Source organism: Bacillus cereus group sp. MG9 (genome assembly GCF_040459995.1).
Taxonomy (GTDB): Bacteria; Bacillota; Bacilli; order Bacillales; family Bacillaceae_G; genus Bacillus_A; species Bacillus_A mycoides.
Genome location: NZ_JARVHC010000001.1, coordinates 4,254,951 through 4,270,003, shown reverse-complemented (window position 1 = coordinate 4,270,003; position 15,053 = coordinate 4,254,951). Strand labels below are relative to the sequence as shown.

The window sequence follows — 15,053 nt, the reverse complement described above, 5'->3', positions numbered from 1 at the left end:
AGTAATAGAGAATTGAAGTGTTGTTATGGACTTGCAACAACTACTATAAATTCATTATCATGGAGACAGACTGACAAGAGAAGGAGTAATGGAAATACATGAATGAAGTAAAGCTTTCGAAACGATTAGAAGAAGTTGTGAGGGAGATTCCAGTAGGCTCTACAGTAGCTGATATTGGATCGGATCATGCGTATTTACCGTGTTATACAATTATAAATAATATTGCTACAAAAGCAGTTGCAGGAGAAGTTGTAGATGGACCGTTTCGCTCTGCACAAGCAACTGTAGCTGAAAGTGGCTTACAAGATAAAGTAGACGTTCGGAAAGGGAATGGATTAGCTGTTATTGCACCAGGAGAAGTAGATGTTATTACGATTGCTGGTATGGGTGGAGCGTTAATTCGTGACATTTTAGAAAGTGGTAAAGAAAAATTAGAAGGTGTAACACGTTTAATCTTACAGCCGAATATTGCAGCACACCATATTCGTGAATGGTTTATTGAAAATGGATGGGAGCTTATCCGTGAGAAAATTATAATAGAGGACGGAAAGATTTACGAGATTTTAGTCGGAGAGCGAGGAGATACAACAGTACCTTACTCTGAAAATAAACAAACTGAATTGTTTATGGGTCCATTTCTAATAAAAGAAAAAAGTGAAGCTTTTGTTGAAAAGTGGGAAGGGGAATTGAAAAACTTCCAAAATATTTTAAAACAGTTAGAGCGTGCAGCAGAGTCTGAAGAGAAGAAAGCGAAGCGTGCAGAAGTAGAAGCGAAAATGAAAATGATAGGAGAGGTTTTATCATGAGTAAAATTCCAAATGGCCATGAAATTATTTCTTTATTTGAAGGTATGTATCCGAAGCATTTAGCGATGGAAGGGGATAAGATCGGCTTACAGATTGGAGCGCTTAATAAACCTGTGCAGCACGTATTAATCGCATTAGATGTAACTGAGGAAGTTGTGGACGAGGCAATCCAATTAGGAGCAAATATCATTATAGCGCATCACCCTTTAATCTTTAATCCATTAAAAGCAATTCATACAGATAAGGCGTACGGAAGAATTATTGAAACGTGTATTAAAAATGATATTGCAATTTATGCCGCACATACAAATGTAGATATTGCTAAGGGCGGGGTAAATGATTTACTTGCTGATGCGTTAGGGTTACAAAATACAGAAGTATTAGCTCCTACATATGCAGAAGAAATGAAAAAAATTGTTGTATTTGTTCCAGTAACCCATGCAGAAGAAGTGCGCAAAGCTCTTGGAGATGCGGATGCAGGTCATATCGGTAATTATAGCCACTGTACGTTCGGTAGCGAAGGGGTAGGTACGTTTATCCCTCAAGAAGGTACAAATCCTTATATCGGAGAAACTGGGCAGTTAGAACGTGTGGAAGAGATGCGTGTCGAAACGATTATTCCAGCTTCATTACAAAGAAAAGTTATTAAAGCGATGTTGGCAGCCCATCCATATGAAGAAGTGGCATATGATGTATATCCGCTTGATAATAAAGGTGAAACATTAGGTCTTGGTAAAATAGGGTATTTACAAGAAGAAATGACGCTTGAGCAGTTTGCTTTACATGTGAAACAATCATTACATGTAAAGGGTGCAAGAGTTGTTGGAAAGTTAGATGATAAGGTGCGTAAAGTAGCTGTACTTGGTGGTGACGGTAATAAATATATAAACCAAGCGAAATTTAAAGGAGCAGATGTATATGTAACAGGTGATATGTATTATCATGTTGCTCACGATGCGATGATGATTGGTTTAAATATAGTCGATCCAGGACATAACGTTGAAAAAGTAATGAAGCAAGGTGTACAAAAACAATTGCAAGAAAAAGTAGATGTGAAGAAATTCAATGTACACATTCACGCTTCGCAGTTACATACAGATCCATTCACATTTGTATAAGAAAAATAAAAACCGTTGCTCATGTAGGCAACGGTTTTTATTATTGTTCTTTTTTCACTTTTACACGAGGTAGTATCTTTTGAAGTGGTACTTTTCGAATTCTTTCCCATGTAGCTGGATTCATTGGGTCATATTGATCTAAGAAAGCAATAACTTCTTTTGTAATTGGCGTTGGAGTAGAAGCACCTGCTGTAACAGCTACGTTTTCTACACCTTGTAGCCATTCTAATTGGATTTCACTTACGTCTGCAACGCGGTATGCTGTCGTACCAGCGATTTCTTGTGATACTTGTGCTAAACGGTTTGAGTTGTTACTTTTCGGATCACCGACAACAATTGTTAAATCTGCAACATCAGCTTGTTTAGCGACAGCTTCTTGGCGAACTTGAGTTGCTAAACAAATTTCCTTGTGGAATTCTGCTGTTGGGAATTTTTTCTGAATGTCCTCCATTAAATGTTGAACATCCCATTGACTCATTGTTGTTTGATTCGTAACTAAAATTTTATCCGTTGGAATTTCTAGTGTTTTTAAATCATCAGCTTTTTCGATAAGATGAACGATATCAGGTGCGATACCAACTGCGCCTTCTGGTTCTGGATGATTTTTTTTGCCGATATAAATGACATGGTATCCTTCAGCTTTCTTTGCTTCGATAAGGTCATGTGTTTTTGTAACATCTGGACAAGTTGCATCAATTGTCGTTAAACCTTTTTCTTTTGCACGTTGTTTAACTTCTGGAGAAACACCGTGTGCAGTGAAAATAACAGTACCAGAATCGATTTTATCTAAAATTTCTAATCGACTTGGACCGTCTAATGTAATGATGCCATCCTCTTCGAAAGCATCTGTGACATGCTTATTGTGAACAATCATACCTAAAATATAAATGGGTCTCGGTAATGATTTATCTAATGCGGCGTTACGTGCAATAACCATTGCGTCAACAACACCGTAGCAATAACCACGAGGGGAAATTTTAACAATCTTCATGTGAGTAATCCTCTCCTTCTAAACAAGGGATACTTTTGTGCATAGTCCATTACATTATAAAGGAGGAGTGGATAGAAAACAAAGGATTGTTACACATATAGTTTTGGTTTTGTTGCTGATTGTTGAACGGATTCTTTCGGAACCTCTTTTTCTATTACCGGTTCAAGCACTATTTTTTTTCGTTTCCTTTTTGGAGGTGGAGGAGGTGGAGTTGCTACCTCAACCTGTTCTGTTGCATCTTCAGTTTGATTTTCTTCCGTACTTTTTCCAGAGGTGAGGATTTTAACAATGCTTGGTAGACTACGCATAATGGGACCGTACTGTTCGACAACAGGACCGACAGATTGCACGACTTGAGATACTTTTTCGATATTATTTATCATATTAGTTGGGTTCGAAATTAAATTTGAAAAAAAACTACCGATGCCGCTGCTAGATGCCGCTGCAGCTGATGCAGCACCACGTGTATCATTTGATTCATACATTTGAGGTGGTATCATCTGCTCTGGATATTGCTGCATGTATGGCTGATATTGTTGTGTATATTGTTGTTGGTATGGCTGTTGCTGTTGATATTGGGGCGGCGGTTGTTGGTGCATCATCGGTGGCCCTTCCATTTGTCGATAAGGAGGGACCATTTGCATGAAAGGTTCGGTTGGATCGTGTTTTTTAAAGAGTTTAGCAAGGAAACCTTTCTTTTTTTGAGCCATCGGTGGTAGTTGTGGAATCGGATATGGTGTGTAAGATTGTTGTCCTCGATTCGGATACATTTGTCTTATAGGGGATTTCGGAAACATGTGGGAAATCCTCCTTTCTTCAGTTAGGTATATACACATACAATATGCAATGGAAGGAAAAAAGGTTAGTTTTTGAGATAAAAACCTAAACTAAAGATGGATTTTACTTGTAGATTTCGATATAATGTAGACTTGACTGATTTGTGCGCAGTAGAAATTTTAGAAAGAAGGTGTAACTTATGACACTACAAACTTTTACACAGTATGATTTTAAACCATTTTTAATAGATGCAGTTCGTGAACTACGCTTTACAGAGCCAACAGGAATTCAAAAGAAAATTTTCCCGGTCGTGAAAAAAGGTGTGAGTATAATTGGACAATCCCAAACTGGTTCTGGGAAAACACATGCATACTTACTTCCTACATTAAACAGAATTGATGCAAGTCGTGAAGAGGTACAACTTGTTATTACAGCGCCTACTCGTGAGTTAGCACAACAAATTTACGAAGAAATTGTGAAACTAACAAAGTTTTGTGCAGAAGGTCAAATGATTACAGCACGCTGTTTAATTGGTGGAACTGATAAACAACGATCAATTGAAAAGTTGAAAAAACAACCTCATATTGTAGTTGGAACGCCAGGACGTATTAAAGATTTAGTAGAAGAAAAGGCGCTATTTGTTTATAAAGCGGATACTATTATTGTCGATGAAGCGGACTTAATGCTTGATATGGGATTCATTCAAGATGTAGATAAAATTGCGGCACGTATGCCTAAAAATCTGCAAATGTTAGTTTTCTCTGCAACAATTCCTCAAAAATTAAAACCATTTTTGAAGAAATATATGGAGAATCCAGAACATATTCATATTAATCCGAAGCAAGTTGCAGCAGGAAATATTGATCATTACCTTGTGCCTTCAAGACACCGTAATAAAACTGAATTAGTGAAAAATATGCTACTTCAATTTAAACCATATTTAGCAATTGTCTTTACAAACACAAAGAAGAAGGCTGACGAAGTAGCCGATGGATTAGCAGAACGTGGATTAAAAGTAGGGCGTATACACGGTGATTTATCACCACGTGATCGTAGAAAAATGATGAAACAAGTTCGTGATTTAGAGTTCCAATACATTGTCGCAACAGATTTGGCGGCACGCGGTATTGATATTGAAGGAATTAGCCATGTTATTAACTATGAACTTCCACCAGATTTAGATTTCTTCGTTCACCGTGTTGGAAGAACTGCACGTGCGGGTCATTCAGGTATTGCAGTGACGATTTATGATCCAGCAAATGAAGAAGCGTTAGATAGTTTGGAAAAACAACGTCATATCGAGTTTAAACATGTAGATTTACGCGGAGATGAATGGGCGGATTTAGGTGACCGTCGTCGTCGTAAGAGCCGTAAAAAACCAAGTGATGGACTAGATGTTATGGCAACAAAAGTTGTTAAGAAGCCGAAAAAAGTAAAACCAAACTATAAACGAAAACTTGCAACAGAACGTGACAAAGTGAAGAAAAAATATAGCAATAAAAAAAGATAAGGGATTTCCCTTATTTTTTTTTATCTCACTGCTTGAGAGAAAGTCGATTAATGCAGACTAATAATTAGTGAGGGGTACAAAAAACGTTGAATAAAGTTTCGCTTTATTGGGTTAATTTAAGTATAGAGTGCAGATTGTTTGAATAGTCTGTTTAATTTATGTAGTGCCTTTTGTGTGAACAAACAATTCGCTACATATTTCTACAAATTATGCTATCATTATATCTATTGTATATTGAAGAGGTGATTGTATGTTAAAGATTGGATCTCATGTTTCAATGAGTGGTAAGAAGATGTTATTAGCAGCAAGTGAAGAGGCTGTTTCGTACGGTGCAACAACGTTCATGATTTATACAGGTGCACCGCAAAATACACGAAGAAAACCAATTGAAGAATTGAATATAGAAGCAGGAAGAAAACATATGGAACTAAACGGTATTGAGGAAATTATCGTCCATGCTCCGTATATTATTAATGTTGGGAATACGACGAAACCTGAGACGTTCCAATTAGGTGTTGATTTTCTGCGTATGGAAATTGAAAGAACGGCAGCATTAGGGGTAGCAACACAAATTGTTCTTCACCCAGGAGCTCACGTTGGTGCAGGAGCAGATGCTGGTATTCAACAAATTATTAAAGGGCTTAATGAAGTAATAACGCCAGAACAAACGGTTAATATTGCGCTAGAAACGATGGCAGGAAAGGGAACGGAATGCGGTCGTAGCTTTGAAGAAATTGCGAAAATTATTGATGGTGTGAAATATAATGAAAAACTATCTGTATGTTTTGATACGTGTCATACGCATGATGCAGGTTATGACCTTGTAAATGATTTTGACGGTGTGTTAAACGAATTTGATAAAATTGTTGGGATAAATCGTTTACAAGTACTTCATATTAACGATAGCAAAAATGTACGCGGAGCTGGAAAAGACCGTCATGAAAATATTGGTTTTGGTCATATTGGCTATAAGGCATTGCATCACATTGTGCATCACCCACAACTTACGCACGTACCAAAAATTCTTGAAACGCCGTATGTAGGTGAAGATAAAAAAGATAAGAAGCCACCATATAAATTAGAAATCGAAATGCTGAAAAATGGTACTTTTGATGAAGGGATTCTTGAAAAAATTAAAGCGCAATAAGGAGGGGATTTTCCCCTCCTTATTTTAATAGCTGCTGAAATAAAATATTTACTTGTTGGGCAGTGGCAGGAGTAGTTACTTTAGCGATTTGTTTTAACAAATCTAGTCGCTCGGTATTATCGTAAATGTTAATGTTTTTCCCTTTCATAAGTAAAACGATTTTATCAGCTTGTGCAGTTGTGATTGGAACTTCGTATTCTTTACTATATTTCAATAGTTCTTTTGTAGAAATATGATTTAATTTTTTGTTGACAATTTGTTTAATGAGGTTCATCGTGTTGTCCTCCTTCACACGTTCTTCTATCGAAATATATGTACGCATAGCTTGTACATATTCGTATCAAGGTGCATTTTTTCAATGGGGAAAAGAAGCTTATGTTATAATATAAGAACAAAACTATAGATAAAGAGTATAAGGAGGACTTATGGAAAAAAAGCAACATCGAAAAGAAAGTGTTATTCATCTTGTATATCGTTTAGTTATGATTGTCTTTGGGGCAGCGTGTGCGGCGGTAGCGATTGAACTGTTTTTAATGCCAAATAAAATTATTGATGGTGGAATTATTGGTATTTCTCTTATATTAGATTATCTTACTCCTAATATTTGGTGGTTAAGCTTTTCTACTTTAGTTGTTATCCTCAACATTCCTTTTATGTACTCCGGGTATAAGCAAATTGGAAAAACATTCATGTTATCTTCAGCATTTGGAATTGTAGCTTTAGCATTTATTGAATCAACGTTGCATGCTATCCCGCCATTTACAACAGAGCCGATTTTAGCAACAGTTTTCGGCGGTCTTATTTTAGGGATTGGTGTAGGACTTGTTATTCGTCATGGTGGATCGTTAGACGGGACCGAGATTATGGGAATTCTATTAACGAAGAAATTACCGTTTTCTGTTGGTGAATTCGTAATGTTTGTGAACTTATTCATTTTTGCATGGGCAGCATTTGTTTTTGGTGTTGAACAAGCGATGTATTCTGTTATGACGTACTATATCGCATTCAAAACAATTGATACGGTAATTCAAGGATTGGACGAAACGAAAGCAGTTTTAATAGTATCGGATCAATATGAGGAAGTATCAAATGCAATTTTACACCGCCTTGGTCGTGGAACAACAAAACTTGTTGCTAAAGGTGGCTATACAGATAAAGAAAAAGAAGTTATTTATGCAGTTGTAACACGTCTGGAAGTGACGAAGTTAAAATCAATTGTGCATGAAATTGATGAAAACGCATTTGTTACGATTATGAATACACAAGAGACAAATGGTGGTAAGTTTAAATCAGCAATTCACTAAAAAGTTAATTGTAATATCTTTTGAAAGCAGAGAATTATTCTCTGCTTTTTGTTATAATAATAAGGTTTCTTGAAATAAAGAATATATTTTAGGCAGATTGGTTTACAACTATAATAAGCTGTACTATAATTCAAATAGAGATAAATCGGAATCATTCTGAATTAAAATAGGTGAGATGCTATGAATAATATATTGGAAATAGAAGGATTAACGTTTCGGTATGAAGATCGCAACGTGTTAGAAGATATTAATTTGCAAGTTCCGAAGGGAGCTTTTTTAGGTTTAGTTGGACCGAATGGTTCAGGGAAATCGACTTTACTTAAATGCTTATTGGGTGTTTTAAAACCAAAGCAAGGAAGTATTAGATTGTTTGGCATTGATAGTAAGAAATTTAAAGAGTGGAATAAAGTTGGTTATGTATCCCAAAAGGCAAGTAGCTTTAACTCAGGTTTCCCGGCAACTGTTTTCGAGGTTGTTTCAATGGGGCTCGTTTCGAAAAAAGGGCTTTTTCGCTTTTTTACGAAAGACGATAATGCGAAAGTAGAAAAAGCGATTGCTGATGTAGGTATGAGCGAGTTTCGAGGTCGCAACATTGGAGAACTTTCTGGTGGACAACAACAGCGTGTATTTATTGCTCGTGCACTTGTAAGTGATCCGGAATTGCTTATTTTGGACGAGCCTACTGTTGGGATTGATGTGAAGAATGTGGCAAGTTTTTATGAGATACTAGAGGATTTAAACAAAAGATTGGGAATTACGTTAATTCTTGTTACGCACGATATGGGTGCTGTGACAGAGAAGGTGACGCATGTTGCATGTTTGAATCAGCATTTACATTTCCATGGGAATGTAGAGAAATTCCGAGAGTTAGAAGATGCAGAAATGTCGATTTTATATGGACATCATGTTCATCGCTTAGAACATGAACATGGGCATCACGGGAGGATATAATGATACAGGATTTTTTACAATATGATTTTTTACGTAATTCCTTATACGCTGGTATTTTAATAGGGCTTGTCGCACCACTTATCGGCGTGTTCGTTGTAATTCGCCGCATGTCGCTTATTGCGGATGCATTAAGTCATGTGACGTTATCAGGAATTGCAGCAAGTTTATTACTTGAAAAGACAATCTTTACCGGTGGGTTTTTAAACCCTTTATATATGGGGATGTTTTTTTCAATCGGTGGAGCATTGCTAATTGAAAAATTACGTACTGTATATAAACATTATCAAGAGTTAGCAATCCCGATTATACTTTCAGCAGGGATGGGGATTGGAGTTATCTTCATCTCACTTGCTAATGGATTCAATACGGATTTATTTAGTTATTTATTTGGTAGTGTAAGTGCTGTAACAAGTGCGGATTTAATTATTATTGGTATAGTAGCAATTGTTGTTATTGCGACGATTGTTTTATTATACAAAGAGTTGTTTTTACTATCATTTGATGAGGAATACGCTGTATCAACCGGTTTAAGTGCAAAGTGGATTCACTTTATCTTCATTATATTAGTTGCTCTTGTAATTGCGGTATCAATGCGTGTTGTAGGTGTTCTTCTCGTATCATCTTTAATGACGTTACCAGTTGCAGCAAGTATTCGTATTGCAAAAGGATTTAAACAAACAATTTTCTTTTCCATTTTATTTGGTGAAATTGCAGTAATTGGTGGAATGTTTGCTTCGTATCAACTTGATTTAGCTCCAGGTGGTACAATTGTTATGATAGCGGTTCTTATTTTAATTGGTGCAATTTTATGGAAGAAGAAAAAAACTGCATAAAGTAGGGATAGGTATGAATCTAACAGAAGCTTTACGCCTAATGAAGGAAAAGGGATACAAACATACGGGGAAAAGGGAAGAAATGCTGAGATTATTCGCAGCTCATAATCGTTATTTAACTGCGAAAGATGTTTTAGAGCATATGAAGGGTGGTTATCCAGGACTTAGTTTTGATACGATTTATCGTAACTTAACGGTTTTTGCTGAAGTCGGTGTTTTAGAGCAAACGGAATTAAATGGTGAAAAGCATTTCCGTTTTACATGCTCCATTATGGAACATCATCATCATTTCATTTGTTTAGATTGTGGTGGTACAAAAGAGATTAATTCCTGCCCGATGGATTTTATGAATAAAGATTTTAAAGGTTATGAGGTAACGGGGCATAAGTTTGAAATATATGGTCGTTGCCCAAAATGTGCAAAATGAGAGGGCTCGTCAGTTATATAACTGACGAGTTTTTAATTTGAATGTAAAAAAAGGTTGCTCACAAAAATTGTGGCAACCTTCTTTTTATTGTTCTTGCTTTTCTTTTTCTTTTTCTCGTTCGGCAGCCATTTCAGCAGCGATTACATCAATTTCTTTTTTCAGTTCTTCTACCATTGTTTCTTCTGGTACTTTACGAACGACTTGCCCTTTACGGAATAATAAACCTTCTCCGCGTGCACCGGCAATACCGATGTCAGCTTCACGAGCTTCACCAGGACCGTTTACGGCACAGCCGAGTACTGCAACCTTAATTGGAACTTTAAGTGTGGAGATGTATTCTTCGACTTCATTAGCAATGCTAATTAGGTCGATTTCAATACGACCACAAGTTGGACAAGAAATAAGTGTTGCGGCATTAGATGCAAGACCGAATGATTTTAATAGTTCACGTGCAACTTTTACTTCTTCAACTGGATCAGCGCTTAAAGAGATACGAAGTGTATTTCCGATGCCTTTACTTAAAATTGCTCCAAGACCGGCGGCGCTTTTTACAGTCCCAGCAAACAATGTTCCTGATTCTGTAATACCTAAATGTAATGGATAATCAAAAGCGCGAGCAGCTTTTTCGTATGCTTCAATTGCTAAGTTAACATCAGAGGCTTTCATTGATACGATAATATCGTGGAAATCTAAGTCCTCTAAAATTTTAATATGGTGCAGTGCGCTCTCGACCATACCATCAGCAGTTGGATATCCATACTTTTCTAAAATATGACGTTCTAATGAGCCGGCATTTACACCGATACGGATTGGAATGCCACGCTCTTTCGCTGCATTTACAACAGCTTCTACTTTATGGCGACGTCCAATGTTACCTGGATTGATACGTACTTTATCAATGCCGCCTTCGATTGCTTTTAAAGCAAGGCGGTAATCAAAATGAATATCAGCAACAAGTGGAATGTTGATTTGTTTTTTAATATCAGCAATAGCATTTGCTGCGCGTTCGTCTGGAACAGCAACACGAACAACTTGACAGCCAGCTTCTTCTAAACGTTTAATTTCAGCAACTGTAGCCTCAACATCATGCGTTTTTGTTGTCGTCATACTTTGTATAATTAATTCATTGTTACCGCCAATTGTTAAATTACCGACTTTAACTGGACGTGTTTTTGTGCGTTGAGTCATTTCATTCACGAATTGATCGCTCTCCTTATAAAAGAAGTTTCTTATTTTAGTCCCTTACATCAATGATAGTATGTGTGAGAAAGGGCTATAGAAACCAAAGTACTCGGTTTCACTTTTACTATTGTATCAGCGCCTTTATGTAATTGACAAGGATTAAGTGATTGCTTATTGATATAAGGGGAATTTATAAGACTTTCCAACTTGGATTTTTGTAGCAGATGTATTTTTATTTAATTGCTTAAAATCATCAATTACTTTTTCAATAGAAGGAATTTTTTTCTTATTAATCGCTTCTGTAATAGAAAGAACTGTATCGCCAGTTTTTACTTCGATTGCTTTATAAGCTGTATCCGTTTCTTTTTCTGTTTCTTTCTCTTTATTTTGTTTTGTATCTGTATTTTCTTTTTTTATCGTTTGGGCAGCAGATGTTTTTTTGTATGAACTTAACATCGGTAAAGTACCGATTTTTATGTCGTAATAAAATATATAACCGAGGACAAGCACGAATAAGAGTACACCTAATCTCTTCATATCCTTCACTCCTTTGCTAGGAATATATGCTTGTCCAAAAAAAAAATGCCTATTTAGGCATTTTTTTATAGTTCTTGTTTTTCTTTCGGCTTTGGAACTTCTTTAATTGTTAAGTATAGAACGATTAAAACAACTGCAATGTAAATGAATGTTGCGCCAGGTACGTTTATTTTGAATAAATCCATAATCATAAAGAAGATTGTTGGAATTGTGTAGCTGTAAGCAGTTAATGTCCAAACTTGTTTATAAGATAATTTGCGTTGACCGCTCATCGCAGAACCGATGAAGGCAAGCAATGTAACTCCTACAAAGGTAATAAATAATTGGAACAAGTACAGTAAGAACCCAATAACGAATAATAAGATTGGATAAATACTGTCAAATAACGAAATGAAATCTTGTAAATCTTTTTTCTCAAGAGATGCGCCTAATAAGTCATTATAGGAGTATGTTTGTGTTTGACCATTCCCCATGGAGACTACTTTATCTTTTAAAACAAATAAACCTGTTTTATTTTGATATTTTTCTAAGTCTGTTGAATTTGGATCAAATACGAAAAGGGCATTTCCATCTTCTTTTTCGATAGGTTGATCAATATCAGCTGTTAGCTCGCCATTTTCAATTTTAAAATCAGGTAAATCTTTTTCGATTACTTTATTTACCATGTTAACACCATCTTGAATAACGCTACCGTACAAGAAAGTTCTTGGAATAGTAGTGATTAGGCAAAGAAGCATAATATACAAAATGGTTTTACCGATTTTTTGAAAACGGAAAAGCGCCATATCTTTAGGCGAATATACGCTTTTTGCTAGCTGTGTAAAAATGGACATAGATTCACTTCCTTTATGTATGTATAAAATCATTGTAACGTACGAATCTAGAGAAGCTCAAGATATATTATATTTACATATAGTAGAGAGGACTAAATTCCTTCTTATTAATTTACTTCTTTTAGTAGAGAAAAATACAATTGACACTTTTCTTTCGTATATGGTAAATTTATCTTACATTTTTCAAACGATATATCCGATTGGAATTTAGTTGTTTTTAATGGTACATACATAATCGTGGACCCTTAGCTCAGTTGGTTAGAGCAGACGGCTCATAACCGTCCGGTCGTAGGTTCGAGTCCTACAGGGTCCATATCCATTTCATATGTTTATTATGTCAGCAGGAAGCTTCCTTGTAGAAGGAAGCTTTTTTTCGGAATATATGAGCATTTTAATTGAAAAGAAGTGGGAATTTTGCTACTTTAATGATAGCAAGACAAAGCGATTTATTTGTTTGCACCCTATGGCAATTAGGGTAGAATGAAGTTGTAGGTCACATATGTAGTGACAATACATAAACCGGGAGGAATATAACAATGGCAAAACACGAATTACCAAATTTACCTTATGCGTATGATGCTTTAGAACCTCACTTTGATAAAGAAACAATGAACATCCATCATACAAAACATCACAACACGTATATTACAAACTTAAACGCTGCTTTAGAAGGTCATGCAGAATTAGCTGACAAAAGCGTTGAAGAATTAGTTGCAAACTTAAACGAAGTACCTGAAGCAATCCGTACAGCAGTACGTAACAATGGTGGCGGACATGCTAACCATACATTCTTCTGGACAATCCTATCTCCAAACGGCGGGGGACAACCAGTAGGCGAACTTGCAACTGCGATTGAAGCGAAATTCGGTAGCTTCGATGCATTCAAAGCAGAATTCGCAAAAGCTGGCGCAACTCGCTTCGGTTCTGGTTGGGCTTGGTTAGTAGTAAACAATGGTGAGTTAGAAGTAACAAGCACTCCAAACCAAGATTCTCCTCTAACTGAAGGTAAAACTCCAGTTATCGGTTTAGATGTTTGGGAGCATGCTTACTACTTAAATTACCAAAACCGTCGTCCTGACTACATCGGTGCATTCTGGAACGTTGTAGATTGGAACGTTGCTGAAAAACTTTACCAAGAAGCAAAATAATTAAAGTTAATACAGCTAGAAAAAAGCTAGGGGGTTTTCTCCTAGCTTTTTTCTATGTTCTCCTTTTACATAATTGAGCTTGTTTTTGGAAGACTAGAACATGAAGTAAAGGAGAGTTGTGTATGAAGTGGAAACATGTAATCGGTGATGTTGAAGTGAATCGGGATTTAGTATTATTGCTCGTTATAGGAGGTTTATACACGCTCGCAATTTCTTTATCGAATACGTTTGTAAACATTTATTTATGGAAGCAAACACAAAATTATGTGAATCTGGGCTTGTATAATTTGGCCAGCGTTGTATTGCAGCCTCTAACATTTCTTGTGGGCGGGAAATTAGCGAAACGTATTGATCGCTCGATTTTATTGAGAATCGGTGTAGGCACGTTAGCTGTTTTTTTTATCGTCGTTTTAGTAGCGGGAAAAAGTGCATCTCACTATATTTTATTAATGGGAGCCCTTTTAGGAGTTGGTTATGGTTTTTATTGGCTCGCTTTTAACTTGTTAACATTTGAGATTACAGAACCAGAAACAAGAGATTTTTTTAACGGTTTTCTAGGACTTCTTACATCGTTCTCTGGAATGATTGGACCGATAGCAGCCGGATATACAATTTCACGTATGGAAAAATGGAGTGGTTATACTGTCGTTTTCTTCCTCTCGTTAATGTTATTTGCGTTTGCAGTCGTTCTAAGCTTTTTTTTATCGAAGAGGGAATGTGAAGGACGCTATGAAATTGTGCAAGTATTGAAAGAGCGGCAAGTTGATGAAAACTGGGGAAGAATTACGCGCGCTCATTTCTTCCAAGGTTTGAGAGAGGGAACGTTTATTTTCGTTATTTCGGTATATGTCTATTTAGCATCTGGTAGCGAGTTAGCACTAGGGAAATATAGTTTAGTGAATTCTGCAGTATCATTTGTATGCTATTATTTAGTTGCTCGTATGTTAAAGAAAGAATGGCGAAAAAAAGCAATTTTACTTGGCGGTATTATTTTATACGCGGTTGTATTTTTAGTTATTTTTAATGTTACATATACGAAATTACTTATTTATGCAGCATGTATTGCGGTTGCATATCCTATTTTACTCGTTCCGTACGGCTCCATGACATACGATGTAATTGGTAGAGCAAAACAGGCGAGAGAATGGCGTGTAGAATATATAGTGGTCAGGGAATTATGGTTAAATGCTGGAAGAATTTGTTCCATTTTAAGTTTTTTATGTGCTGTCATATTTTTTCCGCCTGAAAAAAGTTTACCTTTCTTACTATGTATTTTAGGAGCTGGACATTTCCTTATTTATTTTGCAGTTAAAAATGTCAAATATGATGAGGGGAATGTGAACAAAACCAGTGTTGTAGCGCAAGGGAGCACACAGAATCAAACTGAACCAGAAGGTTAACTTATCGCGTGTTTTATGCTAGAATAGAAAAAGATGTAAGACAGCAGTGAGGGCACCTGTATGAAGGTGTCCCTTTCACATTACATAGC

Annotated in this window: 17 protein-coding genes and 1 tRNA gene; 12 read left to right on the top strand and 6 right to left on the bottom strand. The window is 36.3% G+C overall.

The genetic code is table 11. The features are described from left to right. The first annotated feature begins 98 nt into the window (after positions 1–98). Together QCI77_RS21955 and QCI77_RS21950 are read left to right on the top strand one after the other, a co-directional pair. Positions 99–806, top strand: a complete 708-nt coding sequence (locus tag QCI77_RS21955; protein ID WP_016092329.1) for a tRNA (adenine(22)-N(1))-methyltransferase — start codon at positions 99–101, stop codon at positions 804–806. Beyond that, positions 803–1,924, top strand: coding sequence for a Nif3-like dinuclear metal center hexameric protein (locus tag QCI77_RS21950; RefSeq protein ID WP_353825480.1), 1,122 nt, complete (start codon positions 803–805; stop codon positions 1,922–1,924). The genes QCI77_RS21955 and QCI77_RS21950 overlap by 4 nt, the downstream gene beginning before the upstream one ends. Positions 1,925–1,964: 40 nt before the next feature. On the opposite strand, the gene QCI77_RS21945 is transcribed toward QCI77_RS21950, so the two are convergent. Together QCI77_RS21945 and vrrA are read right to left on the bottom strand one after the other, a co-directional pair. Beyond that, positions 1,965–2,915, bottom strand: a complete 951-nt coding sequence (locus QCI77_RS21945; protein ID WP_002067184.1) for a 4-hydroxy-3-methylbut-2-enyl diphosphate reductase — start codon at positions 2,913–2,915, stop codon at positions 1,965–1,967. An 89-nt stretch (positions 2,916–3,004) separates the two neighbouring features. Next, entirely contained in the window at positions 3,005–3,712 is a 708-nt protein-coding gene (vrrA, locus tag QCI77_RS21940) for a VrrA/YqfQ family protein (RefSeq protein ID WP_353825479.1), read from the bottom strand. Between the two features lie 179 nt (positions 3,713–3,891). Between vrrA and QCI77_RS21935 the strand changes: the two genes are divergently transcribed. Then, entirely contained in the window at positions 3,892–5,202 is a 1,311-nt protein-coding gene (locus QCI77_RS21935) for a DEAD/DEAH box helicase (RefSeq protein WP_353825478.1), read from the top strand. 250 nt (positions 5,203–5,452) lie between these two features. After that, complete coding sequence (locus tag QCI77_RS21930; protein WP_002138366.1) at positions 5,453–6,349, top strand: deoxyribonuclease IV; 897 nt, start codon at positions 5,453–5,455, stop codon at positions 6,347–6,349. Between the two features lie 19 nt (positions 6,350–6,368). On the opposite strand, the gene QCI77_RS21925 is transcribed toward QCI77_RS21930, so the two are convergent. Continuing rightward, a complete protein-coding gene (locus tag QCI77_RS21925; protein ID WP_002088657.1) occupies positions 6,369–6,623 on the bottom strand; it encodes a DUF2624 domain-containing protein in 255 nt (84 codons plus the stop codon). A gap of 151 nt (positions 6,624–6,774) precedes the next feature. Between QCI77_RS21925 and QCI77_RS21920 the strand changes: the two genes are divergently transcribed. From QCI77_RS21920 to QCI77_RS21905, 4 genes are all read left to right on the top strand, one after another. Continuing rightward, positions 6,775–7,653: a YitT family protein gene (locus QCI77_RS21920; RefSeq protein WP_002015168.1), complete on the top strand. Its 879-nt coding sequence runs from the start codon at positions 6,775–6,777 to the stop codon at positions 7,651–7,653. 180 nt (positions 7,654–7,833) lie between these two features. Then, positions 7,834–8,604 carry a metal ABC transporter ATP-binding protein gene (locus QCI77_RS21915; protein ID WP_002015167.1) on the top strand — a complete coding sequence of 257 codons (771 nt, stop codon included), beginning with the start codon at positions 7,834–7,836 and terminating at the stop codon, positions 8,602–8,604. After that, complete coding sequence (locus QCI77_RS21910) at positions 8,604–9,437, top strand: metal ABC transporter permease (protein WP_002015165.1); 834 nt, start codon at positions 8,604–8,606, stop codon at positions 9,435–9,437. Before QCI77_RS21915 ends, QCI77_RS21910 begins: the two co-directional genes overlap by 1 nt. A 13-nt stretch (positions 9,438–9,450) precedes the next feature. Then, a complete protein-coding gene (locus QCI77_RS21905) occupies positions 9,451–9,864 on the top strand; it encodes a Fur family transcriptional regulator (protein WP_353825477.1) in 414 nt (137 codons plus the stop codon). An 84-nt stretch (positions 9,865–9,948) separates the two neighbouring features. On the opposite strand, the gene ispG is transcribed toward QCI77_RS21905, so the two are convergent. The 3 genes from ispG to yqgB form a co-directional block, all read right to left on the bottom strand. Continuing rightward, entirely contained in the window at positions 9,949–11,052 is a 1,104-nt protein-coding gene (gene ispG / locus QCI77_RS21900) for a flavodoxin-dependent (E)-4-hydroxy-3-methylbut-2-enyl-diphosphate synthase (RefSeq protein ID WP_161793976.1), read from the bottom strand. Positions 11,053–11,217: 165 nt separating this feature from the next. Continuing rightward, positions 11,218–11,583, bottom strand: coding sequence for a hypothetical protein (locus QCI77_RS21895; RefSeq protein ID WP_002129120.1), 366 nt, complete (start codon positions 11,581–11,583; stop codon positions 11,218–11,220). A gap of 65 nt (positions 11,584–11,648) precedes the next feature. Beyond that, on the bottom strand, positions 11,649–12,416 hold the full coding sequence (yqgB, locus tag QCI77_RS21890; protein ID WP_002034056.1) for a protein YqgB: 768 nt from the start codon (positions 12,414–12,416) through the stop codon (positions 11,649–11,651). A gap of 19 nt (positions 12,417–12,435) precedes the next feature. Between yqgB and QCI77_RS21885 the strand changes: the two genes are divergently transcribed. The 4 genes from QCI77_RS21885 to QCI77_RS21870 all read left to right on the top strand — a co-directional run bounded on the left by QCI77_RS21885 (position 12,436) and on the right by QCI77_RS21870 (position 14,964). Further along, positions 12,436–12,627, top strand: a complete 192-nt coding sequence (locus QCI77_RS21885; protein WP_002034057.1) for a hypothetical protein — start codon at positions 12,436–12,438, stop codon at positions 12,625–12,627. Positions 12,628–12,655: 28 nt separating this feature from the next. Next, a tRNA-Ile gene (locus QCI77_RS21880) sits at positions 12,656–12,729 on the top strand. A 223-nt stretch (positions 12,730–12,952) separates the two neighbouring features. Next, positions 12,953–13,564 (top strand): superoxide dismutase [Mn], encoded by a 612-nt coding sequence (gene sodA / locus QCI77_RS21875; protein ID WP_001052029.1) that lies wholly within the window; start codon positions 12,953–12,955, stop codon positions 13,562–13,564. A gap of 122 nt (positions 13,565–13,686) precedes the next feature. Next, positions 13,687–14,964, top strand: coding sequence for an MFS transporter (locus QCI77_RS21870; RefSeq protein WP_353825476.1), 1,278 nt, complete (start codon positions 13,687–13,689; stop codon positions 14,962–14,964). The last annotated feature ends 89 nt before the right edge of the window (positions 14,965–15,053 follow it).